Consider the following 13824-nt stretch of genomic DNA (forward strand, 5'->3'; position numbering starts at 1 on the left):
CTTTCGCGGTAGGGACGCGAGTTACCTCGCGCCCCCCGCACAGATCCGTACGGGCCCAATTCGGGCATACGGCTCCCACCTTGGGTGTCTAACGGCGAAGCGACTTTGTGGCCACGGATGAAGGATTCGCGGCTTCGGAAGCCAGTCGTCTGCCAACCGCTTGATCCGCTCCCAAGTCGTCCAGTCTTTCTGGCTCCGCTGCCGCAGCGTGCGCCGCCAGAGATTGGTAACGTGGAATAGGAACGCGGTCAGTGTCGAACTGTTTGTCGGCACCGCGTGGTAGTTGAAGTAGCCGGTGACGACCTGCTGCAACCATCTTCCCTGCTGGGGAATCGGCTGATGCATGCTCCGTCGCAATTCCTGTTTGATGGCTTGCAACTTTGCTTGCATGCGGTCCCGCCGAGACTTCCGTTTGATTTGGAATTTACCCCGACGAGTTTTGCTGCAAATAAAGATGAAGCCCAGGAAGGTGAAGGTCTCCGGTTTACCGAGCCCGCGCCGCTTGCGGTTTTCCACCGCGAAGCGTCCAAACTCGATCAGCCGGGTCTTCTCCGAATGAAACGACAGTGCAAACTCCTGTAACCGCTTACGCATCTCGTCTAGGAAGCGACGGGCGTCGGTCTCGTGCTCGAAGCCAACAATGAGGTCGTCGGCGTAGCGCACGATGATCATATTGCCCGCGGCCTCACGCCGTCGCCAGCGCTCGGCCCAGAGATCGAAAACGTAGTGTAAGTAGAGATTGGCCAGAAGCGGTGAGATCACCGATCCCTGCCCGGTCCCCTTGTCACTGACCGTCACGATCCCGTCTCCCAGGACGCCTGCCTTGAGCCATTTCTGGATCAGGCGGATGATACGTCGGTCGCCGACGCGATGTTCCACAAACTTGATGAGCCACTCCTGGCTCACCGTGTCGAAGAACGAGCGGATGTCGGCGTCCAGTATCCAGTTCACCTTTGTGCTGGTGATCCCGACCACGAGCGCATCCATCGCATCGTGCGTGCTGCGTCCGGGTCGGAACCCATACGAGAACCCGAGGAAATCTTCCTCGTAGATCGCGCTCAGCACCGCAGCCGTCGCCCTCTGGACGATCTTGTCTTCAAGGGCGGCGACCGCGATCGGGCGTTGCCGACCATCCGGCTTGGGTATGTAGACCCGCCGCGCCGGTAGTGCCCGATACGCTCCCCGATGGACGCGAGCATGCAGGTCCTCAAGATTGCGCTCAAGGTGCTGCTCGTAATCCCGACATGTCAGCCCATCCACTCCAGCTGCAGCATTCTCCTTGAGTTCAGAGAATGCCTCTGCGAGGTGATCAATACTGACGTGATGGAAGAGCGCGGTGAACTTCTCCTTCTTCCTTTGCCTTGCAGCTTGCCGTATGCGCTCCAGCGCCTGTGACACGGTTCCCCGGTACTGTGCCCGGCCCGTGCTTTGCTGACTCGCATTCCCCTCGGCCCCCGCCCTTGGCTCCACCAACTCCGCCGCCGGTTGCCCGGCTTTGTTCGTCGGCTTCACAGCTACTATGACGGGGTCAGACTTCTCATGATCGTACATCATCGGCTACGGCTCCTCGCCTTCCCGACGCGGGCCAGTGCAGCACACATGCTGGTGCTGGCCGACCATGAGATCTCCCGGTTCCCACGCAAAGAGCGTGCGCACATGCCAGTGTCTAAGACCACGCCGGGCCGTCTGGGCGCTCGCGTTATCGCGCCCATCCGTGTTGCCTTCCGTCACCGGAACGACGTCGGCACCCAGGATGAGGGTACTTTCGCGGCTCAATGGCTGGCCTATGCGCTCCCCTGTCAACGCTTCGCCGATGCCCTCGCGGGCTTCTGCGCATGACTCGGGGTCGATGCGGTTCGCTACTCCTTCATCGTGATGGACTTGCACCATCTACTCCTTGCCGGTCTCCCGGCGCACTCCGGTCTACCCTCAACTTCGGACATGTCACTGCACCGCGGTAACTGACGCTATAGGCCCAGGCCGTGTTAAAATCGCGCAACTTGGGGCGCGCTGACGCATTTCGCGGCCGTCAGGCTGCTAGTTCGATGGAATCGAGCTGTAATTTTCAGTGGTAACCAGGAGCTTCGCGTAGGAGCTGATTTGGTCGTCCAGAGGCCAGCCTCACGCCCGCATCGCCTCCAGTAATCCGGCTACGCCCATGATCGTCATCACGCGCTTCATGTTGTAGGCGAGCACGTTGAGCACCATCTCGGTGGCTACCTTCGGTAGCTTTTTTTGTGAGGAAATGCGTTGCTCCCGTCCAGCACTTCATCGTGCCGAACGGATGCTCCACTGTCTGACGACGGACACCCATTGCATCGGGGCTGTGGTCGAGCCGATCCTGAACTTTCTCCAGAACGGAAGGACCGATCTGGGCCGGATCGGGCTCCGCTCCTATCGCGGTGAATGTCCGCATGTTTCGAGCAACAAGTGCACAAAAGATAGTCTGCGGATCAGATATCAGATGAACCAAAAACAAAATCGATAGACTTTTCAATGGTGAGGTCTTTGGTATGCCGCTTGCTCGTAACGAGTCGCGGCGAAAGCCGGAATGCGTCGAAGGCCGTTACCGTTTTATCGCGAAGATCTGTGAATTGCCGACAACTTCGTCGCAGAACTAGAACGGCATCGGCTTTAAGCTGACGAGTATTGGTGAAGTCGGTTGATTGCTTTTTTTGTTCCGCCGGTGTGAACGACGTCACACCTGCTAGGTCGCCTCCGAATGTATTTTAGTGATGCGCCGGATCGCATCGACCACATTGGAGATTAGACAATGGAAATCGTACAGCGGGCTAGGCTCAAGACGGATCAACGTAAAGGCGCAAGGCACGACGCAGCGATCATGCTGGGCTACGTGACTTTTGCGGTCGTGTTCATGATCGCAATATACTTTGGCTCCTTGTCGCCGGGAACGGCACCTGGCGATCTCGCAAGAATGACAGTTTTTCCGTAGCGCACTCTTGCCAAGTTTGACCTGACCGGCGCCGCTGCGGTTTGCAGAAGCCGGTATTGCACTCATCGCGGGTCGATTATCAGCGGTCCGGGATGCCAACAGTTTTTTGTACAGCCATTCCGCTCGGTGATGGCCTGCGAGCGAGCGCGGGCACTTGGGAATTATCTGAGGTGCCTTCAAGCAGGCTGATTAGCCTCGCTGAGGTGCACTCGCTAGCGCAAATTGCCCTTCTCCGAATACTTTGAGGAGTTAGACGTGCGACATGCGAAGTACGATCTTGACGGCGATGATTTTGCCAAGGTCTGGCGGAGCGCACAACATCGCCGCTCCATAGATGCTTCTCTTTGGTTCACTGGCATTTTCAAGCGTCGATCGTGGTTTCGATTGGCCAATAGATTGGTTGATCTACTCTTCCGTTCGTTCAGACGCGGTAGCGAACCTATCATCCTCTCAGGGAAACGGCGGCCCGCTTTCAAAGGTGCCATAAACAAGGGAGGGCGAAGTGGGCGCTGAGCTAACTCTGGCTGTGTTTGGGTTGAGTGGGGTTGCAGCGGGGTTCTTCGCCGGCTTGTTCGGCATTGGCGGAGGACTGATCATGGTGCCAGTGTTGGTGTACGCGTTCAAGACAACGGGGACAGGCACAGAGCACGCAGTCGCAATGGCTCTTGGAACGTCGATGGCTGCAATTGTGTTTTCCGCGGCGCAGAGCGCATACGGCCATTATCGCCGCGGCAGTACTTCCGCCGACATGATCTGCCGAGCCACACCCTGGGTCGTCGTCGGCGTCGCATTTGGAAGTGCAGTTGCCGCTGAGGCGCCAGCGATTTCACTCCTCATTTTCGTGGCTTGTTTCCAATTGTTCGCGGCGGCGTTGATGGTGACCGATGTGTCAAAAATAGGCGCGCTGCAAGTAGTCGCGCGCCGTGGCCTCTCATTGAAAGTATTCAGCTTGGCTTTCGGCGGCATTGCGGCCCTCGCCGGGATCGGAGGCGGAACGCTGTTCACGCCCTATTTCAAGGCCGCTGGAATGGAGCCGAAGCTTGCGATCGGCACTTCCGCGGCGATCGGACTGCCGGTCAGCCTGGCCGGCGCTTTTGCCTACGCCTGGGAGGGCCGAAACGTCCCACTAGGTCATTGGATGCTTGGCTACATCAATTTACCCGCACTGGCTGCGCTCGTTGCGGGAACGTTGTTTACCGTGCGTCTTGGCGTGGCAGTTGCGCATTGGCTGCCCTCGCGCGTTTTGGCCGGGTTATTCGCGCTGTTTCTGGTCGTCAACGGCACACACCTTTTATATTCCGCGTTGACGTGAAAGCCGCCGTTTGACGTCTCCAACATGCAGACGTTCGGAGAAGACGCAATGAACAACATCGTTCTGCTCTTTTTTTGCCTGCTGCTCGGCATGGGTCTCCACGCCGCTAAAAAGGCGCCGGAGAACGCTCATCTCGCGCTCAATGCTTTTATCATTCACATATCGCTGCCGGCGTTGATTATTCTGCAGATCCATAATGCCAAGCTGCACACTTCGTTGCTGTTCAGCATTGCGATGCCATGGCTTATGTTCGGCCTCGGGGTCTGGTTCTTCTGGGCGCTCTCCGCTCGCTTGAACTTTTCGCGGGAAACGACCGGCGCGCTGATGCTCGCGGGTGGCCTTGCCAACACGTCTTTCGTCGGCCTGCCGATGATCGAAGCGTTTTTTGGCGCCCCAAACTTGGCGACCGGTATTCTGATCGATCAGCTTGGCACCTATCTCGTGCTGAGCACGTTGGGTATCACCGTTGCAACCATTTATTCCGCGGGCACGCAGTCGAAGGCTGCCATCTTCAAGCGGATTATCGTGTTCCCGCCGCTGATTGCGTTGGTCGTTGCTTTCGCTCTGATGCCCTTTGAGTTCCCGATTTGGGCTGCCGACGCACTAAAGCGATTGGGCGACACGCTCGCACCGCTGGCCCTGGTTTCGGTTGGCTTGCAGCTCAGGTTTGATCAGGCTCGCGGACTTAAGACCGCGTTGGCGACTGGCCTTGGGTTCAAGCTGCTTCTTGCGCCTGCCGTGCTTGCGCTGCTGTATTTCGGCATCCTAGGTACGACGGAAGAAACGACGCGAGTGACACTGTTCGAGGCCGCGATGGGTCCGCAAATCGGCGGCGCGATCGTCGCCGTACAGCATGGCCTCAACCCGCCCCTGGTATCGCTGATGGTCGGTCTCGGCATATCCCTTTCTTTTTTAACGTTGCCGTTGTGGTCATACGCCCTGCATCACTTTTGAGAATGCGAAACGGCAAGCTGTATCCATCCTTCAAAAGGACACTACCCTTTTTTGGATGGTTTCCAGTCTAGCGGTGGGCTCAAAAAAAGCTGTCCCGAAGGCGGTCTTCCCTATTGCGGCAGCAGAACCGGCGCACTGTCGTGGGTGTCGACCTACGAGAAACCTCCGGACTGATAAGCTTTGCGGCCAAAGCTTATCAGTCAGCGAGCCGACTCCATTTGTCACCAAACCTTATCAGTTGGCGAACTGAGTCCAATTTGCGTACTACCTATCAGCCAAAACCAACTCTGTTTCGGCGAACAGTGGCACATTGGTCTGCGCGTTCCGTAGCGAACAGTTCGCGTGCGATATCACTCCAAGCGGTGTGTCCCCGCCTTTGCGAATCCCAGCCATGTATGCCTCCCGATTAGAAGGACCGGCGCCGAGCATGGCGGAAACTAACCCCGCGCACGCCGCAGCGCAGCTTCCAATCGCTCCTTCTCCCTATCCCAGCGGGCTTTTTCGGCTTGCGATCTCTTCTTGAGTGCATCGAATTCGGCCTGGATGGCGGCGGCCCGCTTCGCATGCCCCTGCTCGGCCTTGTCCAACGCAGCCTCTGCCTTGTCGACCGCCAGTTGACGGCGTTCACGCTCCTTCTGCCTGGCGGCCTCTTCCTTCGCCCGTTCAAGCTCGCGGCTCCTCCGTTCGCGTTCGTAGGAGAGAGCAGCCTTCCGCTCCGCAACCTTGTCGACGGGGCGAGAGGAAGGCTGCTTCGCCTTTGGGCCTTTCGACTTGGGGGCGGCCTTCGTCGGTCCTCCGCCGCCAAGATCGGTGGGCAGCTCGGCATGTTCGCTGAAAGGTCGATCGGTTCCAACCGGACGCCTGAGAACGACGCCAGGCTTTGCCATGGTCACGGCGATGACGTCCGGGTCGTGGCTCTCCTTTGCCGCGCCCTGATGGAAGAGATTGCTGTCGGCGCCCCACGCTTCCAGAGCCACTTTCATCGAGGGAGCGGCCATCGCCAGATCGAAGAAGCCCAGCGAGGTCTGGTAGGTATTCAGTTTTCTCGCCATGAGACGCTTCCCCGCACCGCCGACTGACCGCTGCCATGCGATCAGCCGTGCTGTCTACCTCGCGAGCAGAGAACTTCCAAAGCGGGCGAACAGAGCGGCCGGCCCGGGAGATATTTCGACGCTTCCAGCTTGTCGGAGCGAGCTTTCCGTGAACCCACCGCAAAGATACCTTAAGCTGACTTCCGCTGCGGTTTGGCCGCCGGCTTCCTTGCCGCTGCCTCCTTGGCCGGTTTCTTGCCGGCGATCGGCATCAGCATTTCCTTCTGCCCGGCCGCCGCCTTGCGCGCCTTCTTCGCTGGCTTCTTCGGCGTCTCTGCCGATGCCGCCGCGCCTCCACCGATGCTCTTGCGCAGCGCGTCCATCAGGTCCACCACGTTCTCGCCGCGGGGACGCGCTTTCGCGGTGATGGGTTTGCCGGCGCGCTTCTGGTTGATGAGATCGAGAAGGGCGGTTTCGTACTGGTCTTCGAACCTGTCCGGCTCGAAGTGGCCCGCCTTTTGATTGACGATGTGCCTGGCGAGATCGAGCATGTCCTTGGTGACTTTGACATCCTGGATGTCGTCGAAATATTCGTCCGCAGAACGCACTTCGTAAGGATAGCGCAGCAGCGTTCCCATCAGGCCTTTGTCCATGGGCTCGAGGGCGATGATGTGCTCACGGTTGGTCAGCACCACCCGTCCGATGGCTACCTTGTTCATCTCACGGATCGTTTCGCGGACGACGGCGAAGGCGTCGTGACCGACTTTGCCGTCCGGCACAAGGTAGTAGGGACGGATCAGATACCTCGGGTCGATCTCGCTGCGATCAACGAACTCGTCGATCTCGATGGTTCGCGTCGATTCCAGCGCGACGTTCTCGAGCTCCTCCTTCGACACCTCGATGAAGGTGTCGGTGTCGACCTTGTAGCCCTTGACGATGTCCTCGTTGGCGACCTCCTCGCCGGTTTCGGCGTCCACCTTGGCGTACTTGATGCGGTGGCCGGTCTTCCGGTTGAGCTGGTTGAACGAGACCTTTTCGGAGTCCGACGTGGCCGGATAGAGCGCAACCGGACAGGTGACGAGGGAAAGACGCAGGAAGCCTTTCCAGTTAGCGCGGGGGGCCATGATGGGGGAACTCCACTACTGATGCTGGATTCAAGACGAATGGCCAGGCTTGGTTCCGACATCGCGACGCTTCCAACAGGAGGATTTTTTCACGGAGGAGCCTCGATCGGACTCGATTTTTGTTCTCTTTATGTTCTAATTCAGAATGTCCGAAGCGCGGGGTCTTGATCAAAGGATCCGAGGCATTCGGGAGCCGGCGTTAGCCGATATCCAACGGCCATCTCTGATAAAGATCGTCGGTATCCTTTCCCGCGCCTGTATCTCCGCACTGATCGCGCCGCACAAAGCAAAACCCCCGGCGATTTCTCGTCGGGGGCTCTGTTAGATCGTGATCAGATCAACCAGGTGTTACCAGTTGCGCTGAGCGCGGAGCAGCAGGCTGACGCCGTCCTGATCCTTCAACTGGTAGGTAGCAAGCGGCTTGCCGACCGAGCCGAAGGCCGCGGTGGTGATCGTGCCAGCGCACTTCTGGTCGAGGCGCTGGTAGATCAAGTCTGCCGTGAAGGTCAAGTTCTTGACCGGGGTCCACTGGGTCTGCGTACCGATCTGCGCGATGGCGTAGTCGGGGTTGCAGGAGGTCAGGCCGGCAGCACCGAAGGTAATGCCGAACGTACCACCCACACCGGTACCGCCCGGGCCGCAGATGTAACCCTTGGACGTGCTGTTATACATGACCTGGGCGTAGGCACCGTAGATGCTGGTGTTCCAGTAGGGGTTGGCGTGGGACCGTGCCAACATCAGGGTCAGTGTGCTGTCACCAACCGGCCTCGACCAGCAGATCGGCCATGACGGCGCGACCTGGCTCGACCGAGAACTGGTCTCCCGCCAGCGCATTTCCCTCGCGGGTGAAGGGTTCGGCCAGGAGGTGAGGGCGGCACTGGAGCAGCGCAAGCAGGCGCTGGTCAACATGGGCCATGCCACCGACATCGCGAGATCGATCCGACCTCACTCCACCAGCCTCATTTCTGCCCAATAAGATAAGCGATCCTCGCATCCATCAATTTGCAATTAATCATTGGGATTTGGCACCGTGACGACAACATTGATCAACGGCGTCGGCTATTTGGCGTCAGCTCTCGTCCTGCTTACATTCTGCATGAGCACGATGGTGAGATTGCGTGCGGTCGCAATATGCAGCAATTTCGCTTTTATCAGTTACGCACTTGGCGCCGAATTGTACCCTGTACTTATTCTGCACCTCATATTGCTTCCGTTGAACGTCACGTTACTCTATCGCATGACAAACTTGCTTGGGAAAGCGAAGCTCGCTGCTGCCACGGATCTGTCTCCAAACTGGCTGCAGCCTTTTATGCAACCGAAGCATTTCAAGGCGGGAGAGACGATCTTTAGGAAGGGGCAGCATGCCGACCTGCTCTACATGATCGTATCGGGCGAAGTCGGATTCCCGGAAATTGATCGGCGGCTTTCTGTTGGTGACTTGTTTGGAGAGATTGGGCTGTTCTCTCTGGAGCGGCGACGCACTCAGACTGCGAGGGCGGAAACTGACGTGGATTTGTTGTGGATTAGCGACGGAGCGCTCAAGAAGCTGTGCGAGCGCAATCCAGGCTTATCGTTATATTTCCTGAGGTTAACGGCCACTCGAATGACGCAAAATGCTGCCCGAGCGGCTTTTGTCGCCACCAACTCGCACGCGTGAGGACCGCGCGGCCGGTAATTTTGCGCGACGTTGACATTTCTCTGAAGAGCCGCTGGTGAGATGGCACAGTGCGGCACGCCCGTTGTACTCGTTAATCGAATCGTAATGAGCCGCGGCGCTCGTTCATCGTGTCCGATCGGACGCTAACTAGATTTGCTCCCTGATCCACTTCTGCAAACCTTCAAATCCAAAGCGTTCGGCCTGCGCAGCAAGTGCTGCGGAGTCCTTGCTTCGCACCATGTCGTAGAATTGATGGGGAGTGGTGCCGAAACGCGCGCGGAATGCGCGGCTGTATTGTTTCCCCGACGCAAAACCATGATCGCGCGCGATGATGAACAGCGGCGGTCTTGCGGCGGTGCTAGTCAACAGTACCTTCATGGCTCGCTCCAGGCGCCGCTCGAGAATAGCGTTGCGCACGCCGCCAAGCGGCTCGAATAAACGGTAGAGACTGGAGCGCGACAACGGGAGACTCTTTTCCAGAAGCGCCGGCGTGAGATCAAGCCGGGCTAGATTGCGGTCGATGAAGGCGAGTGCCTTATCGAGGAGAGGGTCGCCGGACACCTCGCTTACCGTTCGGCGAGCCATTTCACCCTCAAGCATTCCCGAAGCCATCGTGATCAGGGCGTCTAGCGCTACATTAGCTTCCGCGAGAGTGAGCGCATCCATCGTCTGAAACAACGATTCGATCGAGCGACATAGAAGCCGACCGGGGCCGCTATCGGCCGCGAAGAGGGTGCCGTGCGTCAAAGGTGCATGAAACACCGGCGGCACCATGTTACGTTCCATCATTACATAGATACTGGCGAAATCCGGCGCCCGGACGAAGATCTCGCGGGCATAGTCGAGAACGACAACGTCACCGGGGCGAAGTTTACATTCGCGCCCAGCATAGTTGGCATCGCTCTCGCCGCTGAGCTGGAGCCAAATGAGGAGTTGATTGCCACCGCGCGCGATCTCGGTTGGTCCACGATTGAGGGTCTGGGCGACCGATTCCACACTTGCTATGGCAGCGCGCGGCAGCTGGTAAGTCACCGAATGAAAACGAAAGCCGGCGGCGGCCTCTGGAGAAAAGGTGAGAGTGTAGAGTAGCTCAGTGTATTGTCGGTAAATCGCAGCGGCGGCACCGCCCGTGTCTGGACCGAGGCGCATGTCATATTTTGGAATTTTAAAGCGACCGGACGGTGACTGGCTTTGGTTCATACTCCACCCTAGTCTTCGGTTTTGACCCTAGTCTTCGGTTTTGCCCTGAAATTGGGCGTTCGCTGCATCATTATGAAGCCACCCATTGCACCGGGGAAAGCGTCCGCAATGCCATTTTGACATCGCACGGGCTACCGGCCGAGATTGGGATTCTGCGTCGTCATTTTGGGATTTGGAAGGCACACGCTCTGGCTAGTGCGCACCAATAATTCGCGCTATACATAGATAATACAGACTTCGATTATTTCAGACAGCTAATTCGGCGAGCCTTAGCGACGGCTTATCCCGGCGCATTTCGAACGGAGCCTTTTCATGCCCACCGCCATTGTGACCAAACATCCCGTCCCATCAGTCCACACCTACTTGACCGCTTGCGGTTTCCTTCGATTTGGAACGGGTAAGGTCATATTGGCTGTTTGGACCGTCACCGTTTTGCTGATCGGCGTCTACGCGTGTTTCGACTCACGACAAACATTTCTGAGTGCCTTTGACGTCTCCGTGGCGCCGTTCTGAGATCACGAGCAGCCGAATAGAGGACAGAGGCAGAGCTATCTAAGGAGGCGCGATGTGCGTGGGGTAGACTTGCTCGGCTTCGCAGCTGCAGCCGCAGTTTTGGTCGGGTTCTCCATGAACTCAATTCTGAACCTTCGCATGGCAGCCCTCGCAAGCAATGTTTTGTTCGTGCTCTACGGTTTCCTCGCGCACATTTATCCAGTCGTTATTCTTCATGTCATTCTACTGCCCATCAATTTGCAGAAGCTTTATCGCATCAGAGCATCAACGCCCCACGTCGACCGATTTGCAGAAGTACCAGGCATTTCCGAAATGTGAATGGCGCAGATTATGCCCTAAGACCGCTAAAGACTTACGGGTGGGCGTCAATCCATGGTCAGTATCCCGACTCTTACAGTAAGCAGATGCAAGCCTGAAAGCGAGTTAAGCTGTGGCCCGAACAGGAAAGCATCCGGTCGCGGCAACCATCCTGACAGCCATTACGTTGGGCCTGATTATTTGGGTTGCGATTGGACAACCGGCGCCAGCGCACCATGGCAAGCCCGTGCCCCGTTTCTTCGCGAAGCCCTAACGTCATTCCCGAATTAGCTTTGGAGAAAAGCAATGTCGGAAGACAAGCGCGTAAGTTTTCAAGATCTAGATCAAGTTCTATTCAACGCTCAGCTGCGCCGCTCTGCCGATCTCGGATTTTGGCTAAGGCAGTATTTTGAGCAGCATCGCAGGGCTCGCTCGGAAGCAGAGAGCACCGTGGAAGCCACAAAAGCGGTGGGGCGCCCCGCCAGCTGAGACAGAGTCTGCCCGGGTCCGCCTGGAGTCTGCTTGGGTCAATCGCGTCGAACTTCCGGTCCACCCTCAACTTCGGACATGTCGCTGCACTGCGCCAACTGGCGCGATGGGCCAGCACAGGACATCGGCACAGGAGCAAATTCGGCGCCGCGGTTCGCAATGTCGTGAACGTGTTTCGTGGGGCTCGTATCGACGAAACAATGGCCCGCCGGACGAAACAGCTTTTCCAAAGTCGCGAAATCATCCAAGAGCAGATCTGGCATATTATGCGTGCATGATTTCGCAATAGGTCGATGACGGTGAGTACTGATCAACATACTCTCTCGAATATGCTGCCCATCTCTTTTGCAGGTGATGCGAAAAAATTGAGCAGTCATCCGGATCCCCGACGGCTAATAATGCTGTTGGTGCGGGCGTGCATGTGAACGATTTCACTACGCTGTTGTGCCTGCTCCGCGATACTGCCCGGCGTTTTGAATGGAAGTATTTGCAGGAGGGTTGTCATGAAGATTGCGATTCCCCGCTCTACCACTCAATCCCCCTTGGCTATTCACAATCACGGCGGCTTCATCACCGTCGGATGTGTGCTTTTGGCGCTCGTCGCGATCGCCGCTATCTACTTGGCAGCAGGTCAGCCAGGTGTCACCCAGGCTGAGCTTGCGACCACAACGGCATGGCCGTGACAAATGATCGCCTACGACTGACCACGTGGTGCTTTGTTGTATCCGTCATCACGGCGGTCTGCATATGGACCTTTATTGGCTCGCCTGAAAATCGAACCGAGCGCTCGCGGCACTATTTGCCGTCGGAAATGGCGGCACGCAAATAGGCCGTGAGCTGGTGAAAGCACATGGTGGCCCGCGAATGGACGGGCCGCCGAAATTATTTCGCGCAAGATGGTTTTGGAGACTATTGCCATGCTTGAACAGATTGCTCGCGTACTCTTATGGCTTTCCGTGGGTGAAATTGCCGCCAGGTCTGGCTTGTTGCCGCTTCCCGCGCCTGTCACCGGCCTCATTCTGCTCTATGCCGAACTCGCGGTTCAGGGACGGCTGCCCGACGATCTTGGTATCCTTGCAGATCGACTGCTTCAGTTTCTGGGCATGTTGTTTGTACCGGCAGGCGTCGGCGTGATCGCCCATTTGGATGTCTTTAAGACCGAAGCAACGCCAATTTTGGCCGCAGTGATTGGAGGCACCGCCATTACTCTTTTTGTCACGATGGTCGTTGTGAACCTGCTCGGCCGAACGACTGCAAAGAATCGAGAGCCTGAGCCCGCACGCGTTGAGGGAGCAGTACGCGATGTCAACGCTTGATCTTACAAGTCTGACTTGGGTCAGTCTGGCTGACCAACCGATCCTGGAAACGGGTGCGACGGTATTCGCTTTTTTGGCAGCAACTCGCATATCGCGCCTCGGCGGCAATCACCCGTTGCTCAACCCAACCCTTCTCGCGATCATCCTTATTTCGCTCGGCCTCGAAGCGACGCATATCCCTTACAAGACGTATTTGCGCGGCGCTGACCCGATACACTTTATGTTGGGGCCTGCGGTCGTTCTGTTGGCCGTACCGCTATTTCGTCAGCGGGCCGTTATCCGCGCTTCCGCACGGTTGATCGCGGTTGGATTAGGTGTCGGATTGCCGGTTGGAGTTCTGAGCGCTGTCGGCATTGCGTGGGCGATGGGAGCAAGCTCGCAGACCATCCTCTCCTTAGCGCCCAAGTCGGTAACCGCCGGAATTGCGGTCGGCATTTCCGAGCAGATCGGTGGCCTCCAAACGCTTACGATTGTGCTCGTGATCATGACTGGCATTACCGGAGCCGTACTCGGCCCCATTATCGCGCGCCTTGCTCGTATTGACGATCCGCGGGTCGTGGGCCTGACGATGGGCATTGCTTCCCACGGAATCGGAACTGCTCGAGCACTCCAGATCAATGAGGTCGCCGGCGCCTTTTCCGGGCTTGGCATGGGCTTGAACGGCGTACTCACTGCCATCCTGCTTCCATTGATCTTCCGGCTGTTCTGAGTTGGCGACATACCACCGGGATAGACGCCACCATGTATCCGACAGCCGTTTCCTATTGCGACCGAACAGGTCCGTTTGAAAGTTAAGACTGGCTCCAGCATGTTAGGTCCCGCCTGCACAGCTGACTTCCGATATGGGTCATTCTCGACATTCTCGTCGTTGGTCAGCCGTGCCCGATCTGCCGCCAACTTCAGACATATCGCTGCACTGCGCCAACTGACGCGATGGGCCATGAAGAGACTCATGCACCGCAGCAAACCGCACCACTA

Annotated in this window: 17 protein-coding genes and 1 pseudogene; 10 read left to right on the plus strand and 8 right to left on the minus strand. The window is 57.5% G+C overall.

Going from position 1 to position 13824, the window contains the following annotated elements; all coding sequences use genetic code 11:
* Positions 1–21 precede the first annotated feature (21 nt).
* A complete protein-coding gene (gene ltrA, locus UP10_RS34355) occupies positions 22–1554 on the minus strand; it encodes a group II intron reverse transcriptase/maturase (protein ID WP_502692203.1) in 1533 nt (510 codons plus the stop codon).
* Between the two features lie 45 nt (positions 1555–1599).
* On the opposite strand from ltrA, the gene UP10_RS44815 reads away from it, so the two are divergent.
* A complete protein-coding gene (locus UP10_RS44815) occupies positions 1600–1839 on the plus strand; it encodes a hypothetical protein (RefSeq protein WP_044591365.1) in 240 nt (79 codons plus the stop codon).
* Positions 1840–2121: 282 nt separating this feature from the next.
* Here the strand turns inward: UP10_RS44815 and UP10_RS46095 are convergent.
* Positions 2122–2362, minus strand: a pseudogene (locus tag UP10_RS46095) (IS5/IS1182 family transposase); the annotation flags it as partial.
* A gap of 91 nt (positions 2363–2453) precedes the next feature.
* Positions 2454–2702 (minus strand): hypothetical protein, encoded by a 249-nt coding sequence (locus UP10_RS44820; RefSeq protein WP_156180532.1) that lies wholly within the window; start codon positions 2700–2702, stop codon positions 2454–2456.
* A gap of 753 nt (positions 2703–3455) precedes the next feature.
* On the opposite strand from UP10_RS44820, the gene UP10_RS34370 reads away from it, so the two are divergent.
* The gene (locus tag UP10_RS34370) at positions 3456–4265 is read left to right on the plus strand and encodes a sulfite exporter TauE/SafE family protein (RefSeq protein WP_050043935.1); all 810 of its coding nucleotides are present in this window, start codon (positions 3456–3458) and stop codon (positions 4263–4265) included.
* Positions 4266–4313: 48 nt separating this feature from the next.
* Positions 4314–5219 (plus strand): AEC family transporter, encoded by a 906-nt coding sequence (locus UP10_RS34375; RefSeq protein ID WP_044591683.1) that lies wholly within the window; start codon positions 4314–4316, stop codon positions 5217–5219.
* Positions 5220–5656: 437 nt separating this feature from the next.
* Here the strand turns inward: UP10_RS34375 and UP10_RS34380 are convergent, their stop codons facing one another.
* The 3 genes from UP10_RS34380 to UP10_RS34390 form a co-directional block, all read right to left on the minus strand.
* A complete protein-coding gene (locus tag UP10_RS34380; RefSeq protein ID WP_044591628.1) occupies positions 5657–6271 on the minus strand; it encodes a hypothetical protein in 615 nt (204 codons plus the stop codon).
* A gap of 170 nt (positions 6272–6441) precedes the next feature.
* Positions 6442–7374, minus strand: coding sequence for a non-homologous end joining protein Ku (gene ku / locus UP10_RS34385; protein WP_044591629.1), 933 nt, complete (start codon positions 7372–7374; stop codon positions 6442–6444).
* A gap of 348 nt (positions 7375–7722) precedes the next feature.
* Positions 7723–8112: a porin gene (locus tag UP10_RS34390; protein WP_245322079.1), complete on the minus strand. Its 390-nt coding sequence runs from the start codon at positions 8110–8112 to the stop codon at positions 7723–7725.
* Between the two features lie 10 nt (positions 8113–8122).
* Here UP10_RS34390 and UP10_RS34395 point away from each other — a divergent pair, with 10 nt between their 5' ends.
* Together UP10_RS34395 and UP10_RS34400 are read left to right on the plus strand one after the other, a co-directional pair.
* On the plus strand, positions 8123–8350 hold the full coding sequence (locus UP10_RS34395) for a DUF3363 domain-containing protein (protein WP_245322080.1): 228 nt from the start codon (positions 8123–8125) through the stop codon (positions 8348–8350).
* 54 nt (positions 8351–8404) lie between these two features.
* Positions 8405–9031 carry a Crp/Fnr family transcriptional regulator gene (locus tag UP10_RS34400; protein ID WP_245322081.1) on the plus strand — a complete coding sequence of 209 codons (627 nt, stop codon included), beginning with the start codon at positions 8405–8407 and terminating at the stop codon, positions 9029–9031.
* Between the two features lie 147 nt (positions 9032–9178).
* Here the strand turns inward: UP10_RS34400 and UP10_RS34405 are convergent, their stop codons facing one another.
* Positions 9179–10231, minus strand: coding sequence for an AraC-like ligand-binding domain-containing protein (locus UP10_RS34405; protein ID WP_082077405.1), 1053 nt, complete (start codon positions 10229–10231; stop codon positions 9179–9181).
* Between the two features lie 567 nt (positions 10232–10798).
* Between UP10_RS34405 and UP10_RS34410 the strand changes: the two genes are divergently transcribed.
* Positions 10799–11062 (plus strand): YgjV family protein, encoded by a 264-nt coding sequence (locus UP10_RS34410; protein ID WP_044591633.1) that lies wholly within the window; start codon positions 10799–10801, stop codon positions 11060–11062.
* A gap of 285 nt (positions 11063–11347) precedes the next feature.
* Positions 11348–11530, plus strand: coding sequence for a hypothetical protein (locus UP10_RS44825; RefSeq protein WP_156180534.1), 183 nt, complete (start codon positions 11348–11350; stop codon positions 11528–11530).
* 38 nt (positions 11531–11568) lie between these two features.
* Here UP10_RS44825 and UP10_RS44830 read toward each other — a convergent pair whose 3' ends face one another.
* Positions 11569–11907 carry a hypothetical protein gene (locus tag UP10_RS44830; protein ID WP_156180536.1) on the minus strand — a complete coding sequence of 113 codons (339 nt, stop codon included), beginning with the start codon at positions 11905–11907 and terminating at the stop codon, positions 11569–11571.
* A 126-nt stretch (positions 11908–12033) separates the two neighbouring features.
* Here UP10_RS44830 and UP10_RS34415 point away from each other — a divergent pair, with 126 nt between their 5' ends.
* The 3 genes from UP10_RS34415 to UP10_RS34425 all read left to right on the plus strand — a co-directional run bounded on the left by UP10_RS34415 (position 12034) and on the right by UP10_RS34425 (position 13555).
* On the plus strand, positions 12034–12213 hold the full coding sequence (locus tag UP10_RS34415) for a hypothetical protein (protein WP_044591634.1): 180 nt from the start codon (positions 12034–12036) through the stop codon (positions 12211–12213).
* A 234-nt stretch (positions 12214–12447) separates the two neighbouring features.
* A complete protein-coding gene (locus tag UP10_RS34420) occupies positions 12448–12846 on the plus strand; it encodes a CidA/LrgA family protein (protein WP_044591685.1) in 399 nt (132 codons plus the stop codon).
* Positions 12833–13555, plus strand: a complete 723-nt coding sequence (locus tag UP10_RS34425; protein WP_044591686.1) for an LrgB family protein — start codon at positions 12833–12835, stop codon at positions 13553–13555. Before UP10_RS34420 ends, UP10_RS34425 begins: the two co-directional genes overlap by 14 nt.
* Positions 13556–13824: the final 269 nt, after the last annotated feature.

This window comes from Bradyrhizobium sp. LTSPM299 (assembly GCF_000938235.1).
GTDB lineage: Bacteria > Pseudomonadota > Alphaproteobacteria > Rhizobiales > Xanthobacteraceae > Bradyrhizobium.

Excerpts from the sequence above, each read along its gene's own strand:
- ltrA (WP_502692203.1), bottom strand. The coding sequence starts at position 1,554 with ATGATGTACGATCATGAGAAGTCTGACCCCGTCATAGTAGCTGTGAAG.
- UP10_RS44815 (WP_044591365.1), top strand. The coding sequence starts at position 1,600 with ATGCTGGTGCTGGCCGACCATGAGATCTCCCGGTTCCCACGCAAAGAG.
- UP10_RS34375 (WP_044591683.1), top strand. The coding sequence starts at position 4,314 with ATGAACAACATCGTTCTGCTCTTTTTTTGCCTGCTGCTCGGCATGGGT.
- UP10_RS34380 (WP_044591628.1), bottom strand. The coding sequence starts at position 6,271 with ATGGCGAGAAAACTGAATACCTACCAGACCTCGCTGGGCTTCTTCGAT.
- ku (WP_044591629.1), bottom strand. The coding sequence starts at position 7,374 with ATGGCCCCCCGCGCTAACTGGAAAGGCTTCCTGCGTCTTTCCCTCGTC.
- UP10_RS34390 (WP_245322079.1), bottom strand. The coding sequence starts at position 8,112 with ATGTTGGCACGGTCCCACGCCAACCCCTACTGGAACACCAGCATCTAC.
- UP10_RS34405 (WP_082077405.1), bottom strand. The coding sequence starts at position 10,231 with ATGAACCAAAGCCAGTCACCGTCCGGTCGCTTTAAAATTCCAAAATAT.
- UP10_RS44825 (WP_156180534.1), top strand. The coding sequence starts at position 11,348 with ATGTCGGAAGACAAGCGCGTAAGTTTTCAAGATCTAGATCAAGTTCTA.
- UP10_RS44830 (WP_156180536.1), bottom strand. The coding sequence starts at position 11,907 with ATGACTGCTCAATTTTTTCGCATCACCTGCAAAAGAGATGGGCAGCAT.
- UP10_RS34415 (WP_044591634.1), top strand. The coding sequence starts at position 12,034 with ATGAAGATTGCGATTCCCCGCTCTACCACTCAATCCCCCTTGGCTATT.
- UP10_RS34420 (WP_044591685.1), top strand. The coding sequence starts at position 12,448 with ATGCTTGAACAGATTGCTCGCGTACTCTTATGGCTTTCCGTGGGTGAA.
- UP10_RS34425 (WP_044591686.1), top strand. The coding sequence starts at position 12,833 with ATGTCAACGCTTGATCTTACAAGTCTGACTTGGGTCAGTCTGGCTGAC.